At 66.5% G+C, this 14379-nt stretch carries 12 protein-coding genes and 2 pseudogenes; 8 read left to right on the plus strand and 6 right to left on the minus strand.

Annotation, left to right across the window (positions count from 1 at the left end):
* Window positions 1-178 precede the first annotated feature (178 nt).
* Window positions 179-1315 carry an MFS transporter gene (locus E0H73_RS42820; RefSeq protein WP_238164639.1) on the minus strand — a complete coding sequence of 379 codons (1137 nt, stop codon included), beginning with the start codon at window positions 1313-1315 and terminating at the stop codon, window positions 179-181.
* A 1367-nt stretch (window positions 1316-2682) separates the two neighbouring features.
* On the opposite strand from E0H73_RS42820, the gene E0H73_RS42830 reads away from it, so the two are divergent.
* The 3 genes from E0H73_RS42830 to E0H73_RS42840 all read left to right on the plus strand — a co-directional run bounded on the left by E0H73_RS42830 (window position 2683) and on the right by E0H73_RS42840 (window position 6299).
* Window positions 2683-5415 (plus strand): helix-turn-helix transcriptional regulator, encoded by a 2733-nt coding sequence (locus E0H73_RS42830; RefSeq protein ID WP_131366587.1) that lies wholly within the window; start codon window positions 2683-2685, stop codon window positions 5413-5415.
* Between the two features lie 80 nt (window positions 5416-5495).
* The gene (locus E0H73_RS42835; protein WP_238164640.1) at window positions 5496-5864 is read left to right on the plus strand and encodes a VOC family protein; all 369 of its coding nucleotides are present in this window, start codon (window positions 5496-5498) and stop codon (window positions 5862-5864) included.
* 42 nt (window positions 5865-5906) lie between these two features.
* Entirely contained in the window at window positions 5907-6299 is a 393-nt protein-coding gene (locus E0H73_RS42840) for a VOC family protein (protein ID WP_131366591.1), read from the plus strand.
* Between the two features lie 61 nt (window positions 6300-6360).
* On the opposite strand, the gene E0H73_RS42845 is transcribed toward E0H73_RS42840, so the two are convergent.
* Window positions 6361-7161, minus strand: a complete 801-nt coding sequence (locus E0H73_RS42845; RefSeq protein ID WP_202867877.1) for an alpha/beta fold hydrolase — start codon at window positions 7159-7161, stop codon at window positions 6361-6363.
* The gene (locus tag E0H73_RS42850; protein WP_131366593.1) at window positions 7158-7625 is read right to left on the minus strand and encodes a hypothetical protein; all 468 of its coding nucleotides are present in this window, start codon (window positions 7623-7625) and stop codon (window positions 7158-7160) included. Before E0H73_RS42850 ends, E0H73_RS42845 begins: the two co-directional genes overlap by 4 nt.
* 478 nt (window positions 7626-8103) lie before the next feature.
* Between E0H73_RS42850 and E0H73_RS42855 the strand changes: the two genes are divergently transcribed.
* Window positions 8104-8853: an orotate phosphoribosyltransferase gene (locus tag E0H73_RS42855; protein ID WP_131366595.1), complete on the plus strand. Its 750-nt coding sequence runs from the start codon at window positions 8104-8106 to the stop codon at window positions 8851-8853.
* Between the two features lie 562 nt (window positions 8854-9415).
* On the opposite strand, the gene E0H73_RS42860 is transcribed toward E0H73_RS42855, so the two are convergent.
* The 3 genes and pseudogenes from E0H73_RS42860 to E0H73_RS42870 all read right to left on the minus strand — a co-directional run bounded on the left by E0H73_RS42860 (window position 9416) and on the right by E0H73_RS42870 (window position 11292).
* Window positions 9416-9769, minus strand: a complete 354-nt coding sequence (locus E0H73_RS42860; RefSeq protein WP_202867878.1) for a DUF3349 domain-containing protein — start codon at window positions 9767-9769, stop codon at window positions 9416-9418.
* 1 nt (window position 9770) lies between these two features.
* Window positions 9771-10076 carry a hypothetical protein gene (locus E0H73_RS42865; RefSeq protein WP_202867879.1) on the minus strand — a complete coding sequence of 102 codons (306 nt, stop codon included), beginning with the start codon at window positions 10074-10076 and terminating at the stop codon, window positions 9771-9773.
* A pseudogene (locus E0H73_RS42870) lies at window positions 10073-11292 on the minus strand (inorganic phosphate transporter). The gene E0H73_RS42865 and the pseudogene E0H73_RS42870 overlap by 4 nt, the downstream one beginning before the upstream one ends.
* A 127-nt stretch (window positions 11293-11419) precedes the next feature.
* Between E0H73_RS42870 and E0H73_RS42875 the strand changes: the two are divergent.
* The 4 genes and pseudogenes from E0H73_RS42875 to E0H73_RS47725 all read left to right on the plus strand — a co-directional run.
* Entirely contained in the window at window positions 11420-11743 is a 324-nt protein-coding gene (locus E0H73_RS42875) for a hypothetical protein (RefSeq protein WP_238164641.1), read from the plus strand.
* Window positions 11744-12350: 607 nt separating this feature from the next.
* Window positions 12351-12671 carry a hypothetical protein gene (locus E0H73_RS42880; RefSeq protein WP_131366597.1) on the plus strand — a complete coding sequence of 107 codons (321 nt, stop codon included), beginning with the start codon at window positions 12351-12353 and terminating at the stop codon, window positions 12669-12671.
* A gap of 27 nt (window positions 12672-12698) precedes the next feature.
* Entirely contained in the window at window positions 12699-13298 is a 600-nt protein-coding gene (locus E0H73_RS42885) for a hypothetical protein (protein WP_131366599.1), read from the plus strand.
* Between the two features lie 402 nt (window positions 13299-13700).
* A pseudogene (locus E0H73_RS47725) lies at window positions 13701-14379 on the plus strand (hypothetical protein); the annotation flags it as partial.

The raw sequence follows: 14379 nt of genomic DNA on the forward strand, positions 1-14379 counted from the left end.
GCCCTTGCATCGACCACGGCGTACTGGTCACGGAGATCATCTGCGGGCCGGGTCTTGTGCATGCACCAGCCGACACTCGTTGTCACCAGCCGCTGCCCACCACGTCCTCGTGGTCGCGACACCCCTCCCCCGCCCGGTGCACCATTACAGAGCACCTGATACCCGGCGATGCGTCGCTTCAGTTGTCGGTGGTTAGGCGTCGCAGCCGCGGTGAGGCGAGGAGGATGCCGGCGGCAACGACGATGGCGAAGGTGAGAAGGAGGACCTTGAAGGTCGCGTGCTGCAGGGCGATCCCTGCGGCAACGACGGGGACCGACAGGCCGAGGTAGCCGACGACGAAGAAGAGGGCCAGGGCGGCGCGATCGTTGGGCGGCGCGGTCGTGAGGACCGTCGTCAGTGCGCTTCGGAAGATGCTGCCGGCTCCGACGCCGACCAGCGCCGCGCCGGCCAGGAACAACGCCAGGCTCGGCGGCTGCACCCACGCCGCCGTCACGATCACGGCCAGCCCGACGATCAGCACCGGAACGCCGAGGGCGAGCAGGCGGCGCAGGGGCCAGGTCGCAGTCGAGACCTGAGTCAGCGCACCGACGCCGAAGGCGAAGAAGACGGTCAGACCGGCCAGTGCGGGGGACGTACGATGCAGCGGCCCGGACAGGAACGCGGAGGCCGAACCCGCGAATACGCCGTAGACAGTGAACACAAGGAAGTCGCCGGTGAGCGCCGCACTGACCTGGGCCCGCGCTGCAGCAGGAATGGCCAGCCGCTGAGGGCGGTAGCGGGGCCGGGGTGCGGGCAGGGGCCTGACCTCAGGAGACCGCCAAGTGGCGACCAGTGCGACCACCAGCAGCACCGCGAAGATGACATAGATCAGACTGGGAACGTACGTCGCCAGTAGCCCGGCTGCCAGGGGTCCGATGGCCAGGCCACCAACGTTGGCGACCGTGGACACTATCTGCGCTCGCCGCGTCACGACCCCGTTCGGGCCAGCGTCCAGGTCGGTGAGGTAGGCGCCGGCCGTGGCGGTCGCAGCCCCCAGGGCAAGCCCCGTCAGTACACGCCCGACGAGCAGGGCAGGAAGCGAGGTGGACACGGCGAAGATCAGTGCGGCCGCCAGACCAGTCACCAGAGCGGGGATGAGCACGGTTCGTCGGCCGTACCAGTCCGACACGTGACCGACGAGGAGCAGGCTTGCCACGATGCCGCCGGCGAACACGGCGTACACGACGGTCACGGTGATCGACGACAGATGGTTCTGTCGTCGGTAGAGGCTGTACAGGGGGCTCGGTGCGGTGGAGAAGGCAGTCAGGATCGACATACTCGCGGCGATCGCCCAGAAGCCGGCAGACCGGCTCAGTCGTCCGCGCCTCGTTCCCCCGGTCACGGGTGCGTGCTCGATGTGGACAGTTGAAGTGGTCCTGCAACCGATGCTCTGCGCCCACGACTTCGGTCACACCAGTGCAATCCACGTGCCCGATCACTAGTCGCGCGGCCGGTCTGAACCGTCCGGCCCCATCAGTGACTCGGGCCTCCCTCGCAGTGGCCGGCCTGTCGCCCAGAGCAGCAGTTCGACGACATCGGTCTGACGGTTGAACACGGCGGCAGAACGACACCGGCCAATCTCCGGCGCTGCCACTCGACGACCTGACCTACCGCGGCATCTCCCTGCGCGCGTTCTACATTCTCAACTGGGTCGAGAACACACCGCGAGGCGACTCGAAGCCATATGGCGAGCTCGCGCAGCTCATCGAGCGAGACGCGCTCGGCGCCGACGTGGAAGCGACGTACTCGCTGGACGAATATTCGAAGGTCACTCGAGCACGTGCAGCAGAACGCGCGCACCGGAAAGGTCCTCCTCACTCCGGACAGTGCAGACCGATCAGAGTCGCTGGTGTGCGGGGGCGAAGGTGCTGGTGCCTGCTGCTTCCTCGGCGCGGATGATGTGGGTGATGGCGTTGATCATGGCCAGATGGGTGAACGCTTGCGGGAAGTTGCCGAGGTGTCGTCCGCTGAGTGGGTCGATTTCCTCGGCGTACAGCCCTAGCGGGGCTCGCGTAGGACAGGAGCTTCTCGCAGAGCGCTCTGGCCTCGTCCAGTTCGCCGATCTGCACGAGCGCGGACACCAGCCAGAACGAGCAGATCGTGAACGTTCCTTCGGCGCCGTGCATCTCGTCGTCGGTCTCCGAGACGCGGTAGCGCAACACCATGCCGTCCTCGGTGAGGTCGTCGGCGATCGCTCGCACGCTGGCACGAGCGAGTCGACCACACTCATCCCCTCCCGGTCCGCAGACCCAAGACGGCATCGGCTGCCCCTTCTCGACACTACGACCGGACGTCGTCCGCCACCACGGAGCGACGGCACGAATCTGACGACCAAGGCCGTCGTGGCGCGGCCTCCTCGGCGACGTATCGCTTCCGATCGAAGAAGCTCTTTCCTGGCCGGCGGGTCCGGGCCTTGGTCGGCGAGGCCCGGACGAGCGGCGACGCCCTTCTGGTGCTCCGTCGTCGGTCCGGTCGGCTCGAGCGGACATTGATCCGCCGTACGTCGGCCTCGCCATGGCTGGCTACGCCGGGTGGTAGGAGGCTCAGCGTCGTACACCGTTTCCCCGTCTCGCCCGTGGCCCGGTCGTCCTGGTCTGAGCGGCACCGTTGCGCCCGATCGGTCCCAGGTGCAAGCCTGACGGGATGGGGATGGCGGATCGTGAACTGCTCGGCCGGAGCCAGGAGAACGCCGTACTCGACGGGCTGCTCAAGGCAGCGCGGACCGGTCAGAGCGGAGTCCTGGTGCTGTGCGGTGAGGCCGGGGTCGGCAAGTCGGCGTTGCTCGAATCGCTGGTCGGACGCAGCCAGGCCTACCAGCTCGTGCGGGCAGTCGGCATCGAGTCCGAGATGGAGCTCGCGTACGCCGGGCTCCAGCAGCTCTGTAAGCCGCTCCTCGACCGGATCGACCACCTGCCGCGTCCGCAACAGGAAGCCCTCGGTACGGCGTTCGGACTCGCAGACGGCGCGGCACCGGACCGGTTCCTGGTCGGCCTCGCTGTCCTCAACCTCTTGTCGGACGCGGCCGGGAAGGTGCCGGTCCTGTGCCTCATCGACGACGCGCAGTGGCTCGACCGGGTCTCCGCACAGGTCCTCGCCTTCGTCGCGCGACGCCTCGCGGCCGAATCGGTCGTGCTGCTCTTCGCCGTCCGACACGGCGAAGAGCACGAATTGTCTGGCCTACCCGAACTGGAGATCCGCGGCCTCAACGACGCCGACGCGCGGGCGCTCCTGGACTCCGTCCTTCCCGGCCCGGTCGATCCACGCATCCGCGACCGGATCGTGGCCGAGACACATGGCAACCCGCTGGCGTTGATGGAACTCCCCCGGGCCTGGAGCGTGACCGAACTCGCGGACGGCAATCCCATTGGCACGCTGTCGGGCCGGATCGAAGAGAGCTTCGTACGGCGGCTGGAAGTACTGCCGCCCGACACCCGGCTACTCCTGCTCACCGCCGCAGCGGAGCCACTCGGTGACGCGACTCTGCTCTGGCAGGCCGCGGAACAACTCGGGCTGGGTGCGGACCCGGCCGCAGGGGCGATCGAGTCCGGTTTGATCACCTTCGGGCAGCGAATCCAGTTCCGGCATCCGCTCGTCCGCTCGGCGGCCTACCGGATGGCCTCGGCCCGGGATCGGCAAGCGGTCCACCACGCCCTGGCGGACGTGACCGATCCCGAGACCTCACCGGACCGGCGCGCCTGGCACCGTGCCCAGGCGACTGCGATGCCGGACGAGGAAGTCGCCGCGGAGCTCGAGAGCTCGGCCCGCAGAGCCCAGAGCTGCGGCGGGCTGATCGCCGCCGCTGATTTCCTCGAACGGTCCACGGAACTCACGCCGGAGCCCGCCCGCCGAGCAGAGCGGGCCTTGGCGGCCGCTGCAGCGAAGCGTGGCTCGGGCGCACTGGATGCGGCGCTGCACCTGCTCAGCGGTGTGGCCGCCGGCCCTCGGGATCCAGTCCGGGACGCTGAGGTCGAGCGGCTCCGCGGACAGATCGCGTTCGACCAGGGTCACGCCCGCGACGCCGCCCGGCAGTTGCTCAGCGCGGCCAGGCGGCTGGATCCACACGACCCTGTCCGCGCGCGGATCACCTATCTCGAGGCGATGTCGGCCGCGATCTGGGCCAGCGGACCAGAGGCCCCAGGGATTCTTGCCTTCGCCGCGGCCGCCGCCCCTCCCCCGGTCGAGTCGGACCCGCCGGCCGACCTGCTGCTCCAATCGCTCGCGCTGCGCTTCACCCAGGGCTATACGACCGCCGCGCCGCACCTCACCAAGGCACTCGAGCTGGCCAGCCAGGTGGAGATCGGCACCGACGATGTCGCCAGCTGGCTCTGGCTCGCGGGCAACCGCGCCGCCGGCATCGTCGCCATCGAGGTGTGGGACTTCGACACCGCGGAGGAGCTCGCCCTCCGGCAGGAGCGGATGGCTCGGGAGTCCGGCGCGCTCGTGCAACTGCAGTTCGCCCTCAACTTCCGCGCCAACCTCCAGTGCCTGACCGGCGACCTGTCCGCAGTGGCCGCGCTGGTCGAGGAAGGCCGCCAACTCGCCGCGGCCACTGGCTATCCGGAACTCCGATACGGCGGCCTGCTCCTCGAGGCCTTCCGCGGCAACGAGACAACGGCGACGCCACTGATCGGCGAGACCATCCGCACCGAGACCGCCCACAGCCAAGGCCGGATGGCCGCGTTCGCGACGTACGCGAATGCCGTCCTGCACAACGGCCTCGGCAGGTACGACGTCGCTCGCGACGCCGGGCTCCAGGTCTTCGAGCAGGATGTCGTGGGGTACGGCGCATTGGTGATCGGCGAAGTCGCCGAGGCAGCATCCCGGACCGGCGACACCAAGCTTGTCGAGACCGCGCTCGCCTGGCTCGCCGAACGCACCGCCGCGACCCCGACGGAATGGGGCCTCGGTATCGAGGCGCGGATCCGGGCCCTACTCACCGCGGACGAAGACGCCTACCGCCGCTCGATCGAGCATCTCGGCCGGACCCGCCTCGCTATCGAAGTGGCCCGCTCCCAACTCCTGTACGGCGAATGGCTCCGCCGCGAAGGCCGACGCGTCGACGCACGCGATCAGCTCCGGACGGCGCACGACCAGCTCTCCCAGATGGGATTTGAGGCGTTCGCGGAGCGCGCCCGCCATGAGCTGCTCGCGACCGGCGAGACGGTCCGCAAACGCTCGCCGGAGACGCTCAACGACCTGACCGCGCAGGAGGCGCAGATCGCCGGCCTGGCCCGGGACGGCATGACGAATCCCGAGATCGCGGCTCAGCTGTTCATCAGCCCCCGCACAGTCGAATGGCACCTGCGCAAGACCTTCTCCAAGCTCGGCATCACTTCCCGCCGGCAGCTCCGCGGCGCGTTGGCCAGCCCCGCCTGACGCACCAGTGTGTTCCACGGACGCGACGACACCGCGCGTGGATGACGCTCGAACGAGGAAGCGTCAGAGGAGAAGATCCCGTGGACTACAAACTCGAGGCCGTTGTGATTCCGGTGTCCGATATCGACCGGACCCGGCACTTCTACCGAGCTCTGGGGTTTCGGCTGGACCTCGACCGCAGCGGCGAAGGCCGCCGGGTCGTTCGGCTGACGCCGCCTGGCTCACTGTGCTCGATCATCATCTGCAGCGATGTCGGCTCGGCTCCGCCTGGCTCGGCCCGCGGAGTTCTGACGGTGGACGACCTCGAGGCGGCCCGATCTGAGCTGCTGGCTCGCGGCGTGAGTCCGAGCGGGATCTCTCGCTGTGAGGCCGGCTTCTCCTACGCGACCTTCTGCGATCCGGACGGTAACCATTGGTTGTTGGTGGACGCCGTACATCTGGGGAGTTGAGTTCTGCGGGCTGGTGCCGCTTACTGTGGCCAGGAGGTTGGAATGCCCGCACTCGAAGCCGTGTCGCACCTTTCGCTGACGGTGTCCGATCCTGAGCGGAGTGCAGAGTTCTACAACCGCGTGCTCGGTACCGAGACCGTGTTCAAGACCAAGGTCGACACGTGTCAACTGCTCATCGTCGCGCGTCCTGGGGTGATGATCGCGCTGCGCGACCATCCCGAGCCCGCCTCCCAGACCTTCGACCCGGCTCGGATCGGGCTGGACCACGTGGCCTTCGCGATCCCTTCGCGGGCAGATCTCGAAGCTTGGCACACCGGCCTCGAGGCCGACGGGGTGAGCTGCTCGGCCATCGAGGCGAGTCCGTTCGGGCTGCACCTCAATCTCAAGGATCCCGACGGGATCGCCATCGAGCTATTCGTCTCCGAACCGGCCTGAACACCCTGAACGCACGAACAGCCGGAGCCTGATGCTCCGGCTGGTTCGTGGCGGGGTGGGATCAACGGGCGGCTCGCTCGATCACCTTGGTCACTGCCGCGGGCTGCGACAGGGCGACCAGGTGGGAGGCGCCTGGGATCTCTGTGATGGTCGCGCCGGCCCGCTTGGCCATGAAGCGTTCGGCGTCGGGGGCGATCGCCTTGTCACCACTCGGAATCACTGCGTACTTCGGAAGCGCCGCCGGGGCGGTCTTCTCAACCGGCTCGGTGAAAGCCACTGCTGACACCGGCCGCTGCGCGGCGAGGAACACCGCACCGTCGCTTGCAGGCAGATCCGCGCCGAGGACCGGTCCGGCCGTCTGCGTGTTCAGCGCGAGGTCGACGCCACCGGGGTAGCTGATCGGCACCAGGTTCGGACCGAGCTCGCTACCGGGGAACTGCTCGTTCAGCGCGCCCAGCGTCTCGCCGGCCTGCGGAATGAACGCAGCCACGTAGACGAGTGACTTGACTCCGGACTGGTCGGCGAGCTCGCTGACCAGGGCGCCGCCATACGAGTGACCCACGAGCACCTTCGAACCGGGGATGCCCGCGAGTACGCCGCTGAGGTACGGCGTGTCGGACACGGTCCCGCGCAGCGGTACGGCGGGGGCCACGACCTTGTAGCCGTCGCGCTGGAGCCGACCGGTCACCTGGGACCAGCTGGAACCGTCGGCGAACGCGCCGTGCAGTAGCACGATCGTCGGCTTCTGCGTTGCATTCGATTCAGCAGCCTGCGCGGTAGTCGCTCCGGCCAGCAGTAGCCCGGCGCCGAGCGCTGTGATCAGAACGTTTCTTGCCTTGAGCATCAACTTCATGGTGGTCATACCTCCGTGCGGTTCGTAGTGATGGCGTTGTGGGCCTCGATGGCCCGGATGGTGTTGTCAAAGGCCTTGCGGATCACGTTCTTGCCGCCGAGGGCGAACAGGCCGGCGATCAGGTGGCCCTTGAGGTTCTTGCCCTCGCGGACGATGACGACGTCGATCAAGGTCGCGCCGTCGGCCCGTCGGGTGAAGGTGTAGGTGTGGCCGGACGCGCCGCCCCAGACATTGGAGTCGGTAGTGGTCAGGACGACGTGATTCGGGTCGGACCAGTTGTAGTGCAACCGCTCCCAGACGCTGGGCGAGCCTTCGGTCACATCGGCGTACCCGGGGCCTTGGTCGTGGACCGTCAGGTAGTCGTCGTGGCTGTTCGCGAACACCTCCGCGCGTCCCGGCCCGAAGTCGGTGAGTGCGGCGACGAACTGTTCAGGCGTCGAGGTGGTCACCTCGGTGAAGTGAATGGTGGTCATGCGCTTTCCTTTGTTTGAAGGGGTCTCACTGCCTCCACGATGCGGCGGAGACAACTCCGTCACACCAGTGCAAGACCCTGGTCCCGTGCCCGGCGTACGCCGCGGCGGCTGCCGATCGCCCCAGGGACAACCACGACCAGCGCATCTCCCTGGTCTGATCGGGCCCTGAACGTCTTCCTGCTCCTCCTCCAGGTCTTCTCGCGCCCGATCGACGCCTGACTCAGGGAGTCGACAGGAAGTCCGTGACGAGGTCCGCGAGCAGGCGGGGGTGCAAGAGGACCTGTGGGCCGCGTCGGGGTAGATCCGCGGCCTCGCGTTGGGCAGATGGTCGGCGAGAAGCTGCGAGTTGCACGGTCGGGATCATCACGTCGTTGGCCGCGGAAGATCACCAGGGCCGTCGCCAGGCATTGTTACGGGCGCGACCCATCGTGGAACGCGCGACCTTCGAGGTATGGCAACTACTTCAGGAGGCATTCCGATGATCACCACGGCACACAGCATCACAGGCAGTACGGCGAACCCGCACCGAGTGCGTCTCCTCGACCAGGCACGGTCCACTCGACTGCCCGCCAGACCCGATCTCGTCGCCCGGCTCGCGACCACACCTGGCCTGGTCCGCCCCGGCATCTCGTCCTGGGACATGAAGACCCGGCTCCCGCTGCATCCGCTGTCCGTCGAGAACGCGTACGGCGACCCACGGCTGCTGCACGACCTCGCGATCCCGGGCGCGACGTTTGCCGACCGGCTGGGCGTGGACGTCATCGTCGGCGCCGAGACCGGAGGCATCCCCCTCGCGGCGGCCGTGGCACTGGACGCCGACCTTCCGTTCGCGTTCGTGCGCAAGCCCGGTTACGTCGGTCACGAAGACAACGAACCGCGGGTCCGTGGCGCGGAGGTCAACGGCCGGCGAGTGTTGCTCGTCGACGACGCCGTCTCGCAAGGCACCGCGATCGAGGGCTTCGTCAGCCGACTGCGCGCTGAGGGAGCGACCGTCGTCGGTGCGTTCGTGATGGTCGACATGCGCGATGTGGCGACATCAGTCACGCCGACAGCCGCAGCACTCCCCACGGAGTCGATCGCGACGTACCTCCAGGTCCTGAGCGCCGCGACAGACCTCGGCGTACTCGATCCCACCGTCCACCAGCTTGCGGTCGACGCCCTCGTCAACCACTGGCCCGACGACGACCCGCGCTGGACGCTCCTCGACCAACGTCCCATCGCCGCCTGAGTACGCAAGATCCGTCCGCCGGCTGGCCTTCGGGCTCGTTCCGGGCGGTGGCGGGGTGGGGTAGAAGCGCAGGTCGCAGGCCAGGACGAACCGCCGCCGGCACCACGGACGGCGACGAGGTCACGGACGAGCTCGGGGCGAGCAGGATCATCGGCGGAGCCGCGATCTCGACGAAGAGCACAGGCCCGGCCGGCCGCAGGTTGAGCGTCTCGAAGTAGATCTTTGCCATGGCTCCCCCTTGCTCTGCGATCAGTGCACCTAGCCCGCGCGAACGCCGGGGTGCTAACTGGCGAAACGAGCGGCCCCAGGTGTGAACGTGGGCCCTGCATTGGTGGCCACGGAGGGAGATCTCGATGGCGGGCTTCGATTACGACGTGCTGATCGTCGGTTCCGGATTCGGCGGCAGCGTCGCGCGCTTCGTGCCGTAAGGGATGCCGAGTCGGCGTCCTCGAGACCGGTAAGCGGTGGAACGACCATTGCGCCTTCTCCTCTGATCACGAACTCCCCAGCCGGGCCGGCGCCCGGCCATCCTCTCGTCGAAAGGCGTCGCGCGTGAAGGCCGCTACGGGATGTCGGGCCGGCCGTGGTGTTCGGTGAGGTGGGTTTCGACGCGGGCGATGTCTTCCGGGGTGGGCAGGGCGTCGGTGATCTTCGTGATGTGTACGCCGATGTCCTGGCTCGCCTGTTGGGGTGTGGAGGTGTCGGCGATTCGATGGGCGATCTCGGAGACTTCGTCCTCGGTCAGCCGGCGTCGCAGCAGGGCCAGGAGTGGGATGTAGTCCTTTGGCGGGACGCCGTCGGGGTATCCCTCTCTCAGCCATGCGAGTACGCCGCTGACGCGGGCAGCCATGCTTGGCCGGTCCGCCGGGGTGATCGGCGTCCCCGCGGGCTCGTTGGGTTGGTTCCCGAGCGCCATCTCAACCCTCCTTGGTGACAACGGTCGGATACCCGTGGTCGAAGGAGATCTCCTTGCCGAAACCGGTGGCGGCGATGATCGCGATCCCGAGGACGACCCCGAGCAGGACGACCAGGAAGCACACACCGGCCAGCAACTTCCCGACAGGATGAGGCCGGCCGTGACTCACTTCGGCCTCGCCACCGCTCCCCCAGGCGAAAGACCAGACACCGACGGCGAAGATGACGGGCAAGACCGCACCGAACAGCAGGCTCGCGAGCAGGACCCGCCACGCGCCGTCGAGTGCGTACTGCAGGTTGTCGATCATGCGGCCACCTTCGGTTGGGGTCGGCCGAGCGACGGCGTTCCCGTCCACTCGTGGTTGACATTGCCGGCCGAGACAGGCTGCAGACGCGACCGGGCGTACAGGAAGCAAGAGACGGCGACCAGGACCGCGAACACGAGGAGCGGTCCGGCGTACCCACCGAAGGCGTCGCCGATCCACCACATCAGGGCACCGACAGCGCCCGCCGCGGGCAGAGTGGTCAGCCAGGCCACGACCATGCGCCCGGCGATCCCCCAGCGCACCTCCGCACCGGGCCTGCCGATGCCGGTTCCGACGATCGAACCAGTGGCGACCTGAGTGGTCGACAGCGCGAAGCCGAGATGACTCGAGGCGAGAATGACCGCGGCCGAGGCACTCTCGGCGGCCATCCCCTGGGGGAACGGATCTCGACCAGGCCCTTCCCCAGCGTGCGGATGATCCGCCAGCCACCGACGTAGGTACCGATCGCGATCGCCAGGGCGCAGGTGACCTTGACCCAGAACGGGATCGCGTCGGTGTCATGCCAGCGGCCACTGGCGATCAGCGGGAGCGTGATGACGCCCATGGTCTTCTGGGCGTCGTTGGTGCCGTGCGCCAAAGAAACAAGGGACGCACTGCCGATCTGACCCCAGCGGAAGCCGGTCTCGGTGAACCGCCGAGCAACACCGGCAGTGGTCCGGAAGATCAGCCACGTTCCGACCGCAGCGACTGCGCCCGCAATCACCGGCGCTGCGATCGCCGGCAGCACCACTTTGCCCAGAACGCCATCAAGCTTGCTGCCGTCGCCGTTCCAGTTCACACCACTGAATCCGAGCCCAGCGATCGTGGAACCGATCAGGCCGCCGAACAACGCATGCGAGGACGACGACGGCAACCCCAGCAGCCAGGTGGCCAGGTTCCACACGATGCCCTCCACCAGACCGGCCAGGATGATGAGCAACAGGGCATAGCCCTGGTCGCCGACGAGGTCGGCGCGTGGCGCGCCCTGCTTGTCCTGAACTTTGACGACGGCGTTGGTGACGGTCAGGGCAACCTCGACGGACAGGAACGCGCCGAGGAGGTTGAGGATCGCCGACAACGCGACGGCGATCTTGGGTCGTAACGCACCGGTCGCGATCGAGGTCGCCATCGCGTTCGCGGTGTCGTGAAAACCGTTGGTGAAGTCGAACGCCAGGGCGGTGACGACCACCAGCACGAGCATCAGGGTGGCGGGGTCCATGCCCCTCCCGTGAACGATCGCCCTTGGCTTCACACCCCCATAGCCGGCCATTTCACCTGACGTTCACGTAAGGGCCACCAGTCATTCGAACCCGACTGGCGAGGCAATCCGGGATACCGCCGGCAGCATGTTGCGCGACGTCCGCGAGTACATCGACCGGCTGAACATCGCCGGCCACCACATCGGTGACGACCACGACGACGACCCGGTGCTGCTGAACCCGGACGGCCGCGCCGTGGACACCTGGCGGGAGAACTATCCGTACGACGAACGAATGCCCCGTGAGGAGTACGACGAGGCGAAGTATCTGCTGCAGGTCGAGCTGCTCAAGTTCCAGAACTGGGCCTCCGACACCGGCACCAGTTCAGATGGTTCGCGAGTTCGGTGCGCGAGCCGACGATCCGGCGAAGCTCGGCCAAGGCTCCGTCCAGGTCCCCGCGTGCGGCCATGAGCAGGGCCTGGTCCGCTGCCACGAAGATCTGCGCGAGTTCACGCAGCGGCTCGAGCGTTCTGCTCCGTCAACACCGCCACCGAGATACCGTGGTCCGGTCATCAGCAACCCCCGCTCGTTGTTACTTCATGGACCTCGTCCGGCCGGTCTTCATGCCCAGTCAGAACCTGCGCAGTTTTCCTCGTAGAGGACGAGAATGGCGTGATCTATTCGGGCGGCTTCAATACGACAGCGGGAAGACAACCGTCAACTCCGAGTGTTGTCTCAGTCTCTTGTACAAGCGAATGAATAGTCCATCGGCTGCGCACACCGCTTTCCGTCGAGGACGCGAGCACCGAGCCTGTTGCGCCTTTCAGTGAAATAGACCGCTCAGTCCGCTTCCATTGAACTGTCACTGCCTGTAACGTCCAACCAGGCACACTCGGGGGAGATGGGGGTGGGTGTGTTGCCCAGGGGGAAGCATGGGGGCTCGCCAACGCGAGTGAGGCAACCGGAAGACAAGCAGGCGGAATCGCCGTCCAATGAGGTAATCCTCGCCAAGATTAAGCTTCGCGAGGAGTGGGTTCGGTCCGTTTGGCGGCCTGGAGTTATGGGGTTCTGTATCGCCGTGGTGACCGCGGCGTCCTGGCTACCTGCTCACGAACTCGCCGGCCAGGAAACTTCACTCAACATGACGGCGGCGTTGAGTCTGACGCTGAGCGTCTCGCTAGCTGGCACCGGACTGTGGATGTGGGGCAGACATCACAAGCGCCGGGCAGACGAGCTGGAGGAGCGGAACGCGGACCTGTCCGAGAAGGTCAAACGCTTGGAATCGGAGGACCCGACCAAGCCCAGCGGGCGCGGTGAACTTGATGGCGTGGAGAGTAGTAAGCCGAGCAACAAAGCGAGTCACGCTAAAGACAAGCGCAAGACAGAGCCCGTACTGTGAGCAGTCCGGGAAGAGATGGGGAGCAAGATGAGCGGCGCATTGCTACTACTGCTGGCATCAGTTGCCATCTTCTGGTTTGGCCTCTTCACAGTCTTTCCCGCCGCGTCGAGGGCACAGTTTGTGATGAGGATGACGAAGATCCGTGACGACTGCGATGACGCGATCATCGATCGTCGCTTGCCGGATTGTGATCCCGTTCGAGACTTCATCAACAAGGCGAACGAGATGATGAAGGATGCCGACCGTCTTGGCGGGACCTCCTTCCATCTGGCTGTGCAGACAGTTGTGGCCGAGACGGGAGCCGAGCTTCCCGAAGCGGGGCCGTCATACGGCGCCCTCGATCCGGACCAGCGCCGGCTGATGAATAGTCTGGATGAGCGAGTGACAGATGCCCTGGCTGATCATGTGATCCGCGGCTCTTCTCTGTGGTGGTTCCACCGACCCGTTCGGGCGTTAGTTCGGCATCGCACGGCAACTTTCGGAACCTCACCAACATTCACTGGAGGCGGCACGAAGCCCGCTCCGGAAGCCCGCGGGGTCGAACTGATTGGACAACTCGTGAACGACCCGGTCGAGGTTGCTCAGGAGTACCGAACAGTCGACAGCAGCCCAATTCTGCACGTGTGAGTCTCCAGGCAATTCAACCGCACGTTGTGCAACTCTCTAAGACAATCGTTCGGCCTTGTCCGTCTGGCTTCACAGCGACTGCCAATCGCGGTGGCGACTTGGCAGGCCACCCTCATTACACCTGCACTGAAGCGAACGTGCGGCAGCCGAGCCGCGGTCCACGACTGGGGGCTGCCTGCCGGCCACTCACGCACCCGTGCTCCGACGGGAGGCGGCCCATCGGCGTACGGATCGCTGAGGATCTCCTCCAGCAGCAGAGTCTCAGCAGAATCAAGCGCTCGTGAGAAATGCGTGTCACACGCGAATTCATCTTGCGGTCGGTCGCAGAGAGGCGCATGGTCTAATCGGGGACCAAGAACTTGCCGCCGGCTGAGAAGGCGGCGAGGTGTAGGGGGATCAGCCATGGTGCTGATGGCAGCGTACGTTCCGTCGCTCCTTGTCAAGCTGGCAGCAGTGGCTTCGGCGGGCATTCTGCTGTCGACCTGCTCAACTGCAGTACCTCCCGATGCCCCAGGAACGCTGCCGCCGAACTCAGCTAATGCATCGACAATCCATACGCCGCAGGAGTCCGCGACATCCAAGGCCAAAAGCTCTGTGCCAGCACCAACTACACCAACTACACCGGCCACATCGGGCATCAGCCCAAGCAGCCCACAGACAAGCTCCAAGGGTGAGACGCAACGCAAGCGACCGGGCTGGCTCGCGAAGGTCCTCGGATACTCGCTGCACCGGATTCCCTCCTGCACCGAGGAACCAATCCGGATTGAACGGCTGAGTTCGATCCAGCTCTGCGTTGCGGGTCTCAGCAGCACCCACCCGACCATGCGCCTGATCTCACCATCTGGCCGCACCTACCGACTGCCGGCCACAGGACAAGACGTCGAAGGTGGCTTCTGGTACTGGCACCTGGACGCGCAACTCGACGAGGGTCCGTTACGTGAGCGAGGCACGTATCAATGGAGCGTCACCAAACCAACGAACGTGGGCCTGACCCGTTTTGACGGACATCCGAGATCAGGAGCTTGTGCTCCGGAAGGATGTTCATCATGGAGCCCATGGGCAAGAAGAAGCCGCGGCCTCG

It is taken from the genome of Kribbella pittospori (assembly GCF_004331465.1).
In the GTDB taxonomy this organism is placed as follows: Bacteria; Actinomycetota; Actinomycetes; order Propionibacteriales; family Kribbellaceae; genus Kribbella; species Kribbella pittospori.

What these genes read in the sequence shown, in the direction of transcription:
- E0H73_RS42820 (WP_238164639.1), bottom strand. Translation starts at nt 1,315, where the DNA reads ATGTCGATCCTGACTGCCTTCTCCACCGCACCGAGCCCCCTGTACAGC.
- E0H73_RS42830 (WP_131366587.1), top strand. Translation starts at nt 2,683, where the DNA reads ATGGGGATGGCGGATCGTGAACTGCTCGGCCGGAGCCAGGAGAACGCC.
- E0H73_RS42840 (WP_131366591.1), top strand. Translation starts at nt 5,907, where the DNA reads ATGCCCGCACTCGAAGCCGTGTCGCACCTTTCGCTGACGGTGTCCGAT.
- E0H73_RS42845 (WP_202867877.1), bottom strand. Translation starts at nt 7,161, where the DNA reads ATGACCACCATGAAGTTGATGCTCAAGGCAAGAAACGTTCTGATCACA.
- E0H73_RS42850 (WP_131366593.1), bottom strand. Translation starts at nt 7,625, where the DNA reads ATGACCACCATTCACTTCACCGAGGTGACCACCTCGACGCCTGAACAG.
- E0H73_RS42855 (WP_131366595.1), top strand. Translation starts at nt 8,104, where the DNA reads ATGATCACCACGGCACACAGCATCACAGGCAGTACGGCGAACCCGCAC.
- E0H73_RS42860 (WP_202867878.1), bottom strand. Translation starts at nt 9,769, where the DNA reads ATGGCGCTCGGGAACCAACCCAACGAGCCCGCGGGGACGCCGATCACC.
- E0H73_RS42865 (WP_202867879.1), bottom strand. Translation starts at nt 10,076, where the DNA reads ATGATCGACAACCTGCAGTACGCACTCGACGGCGCGTGGCGGGTCCTG.
- E0H73_RS42875 (WP_238164641.1), top strand. Translation starts at nt 11,420, where the DNA reads ATGTTGCGCGACGTCCGCGAGTACATCGACCGGCTGAACATCGCCGGC.
- E0H73_RS42885 (WP_131366599.1), top strand. Translation starts at nt 12,699, where the DNA reads ATGAGCGGCGCATTGCTACTACTGCTGGCATCAGTTGCCATCTTCTGG.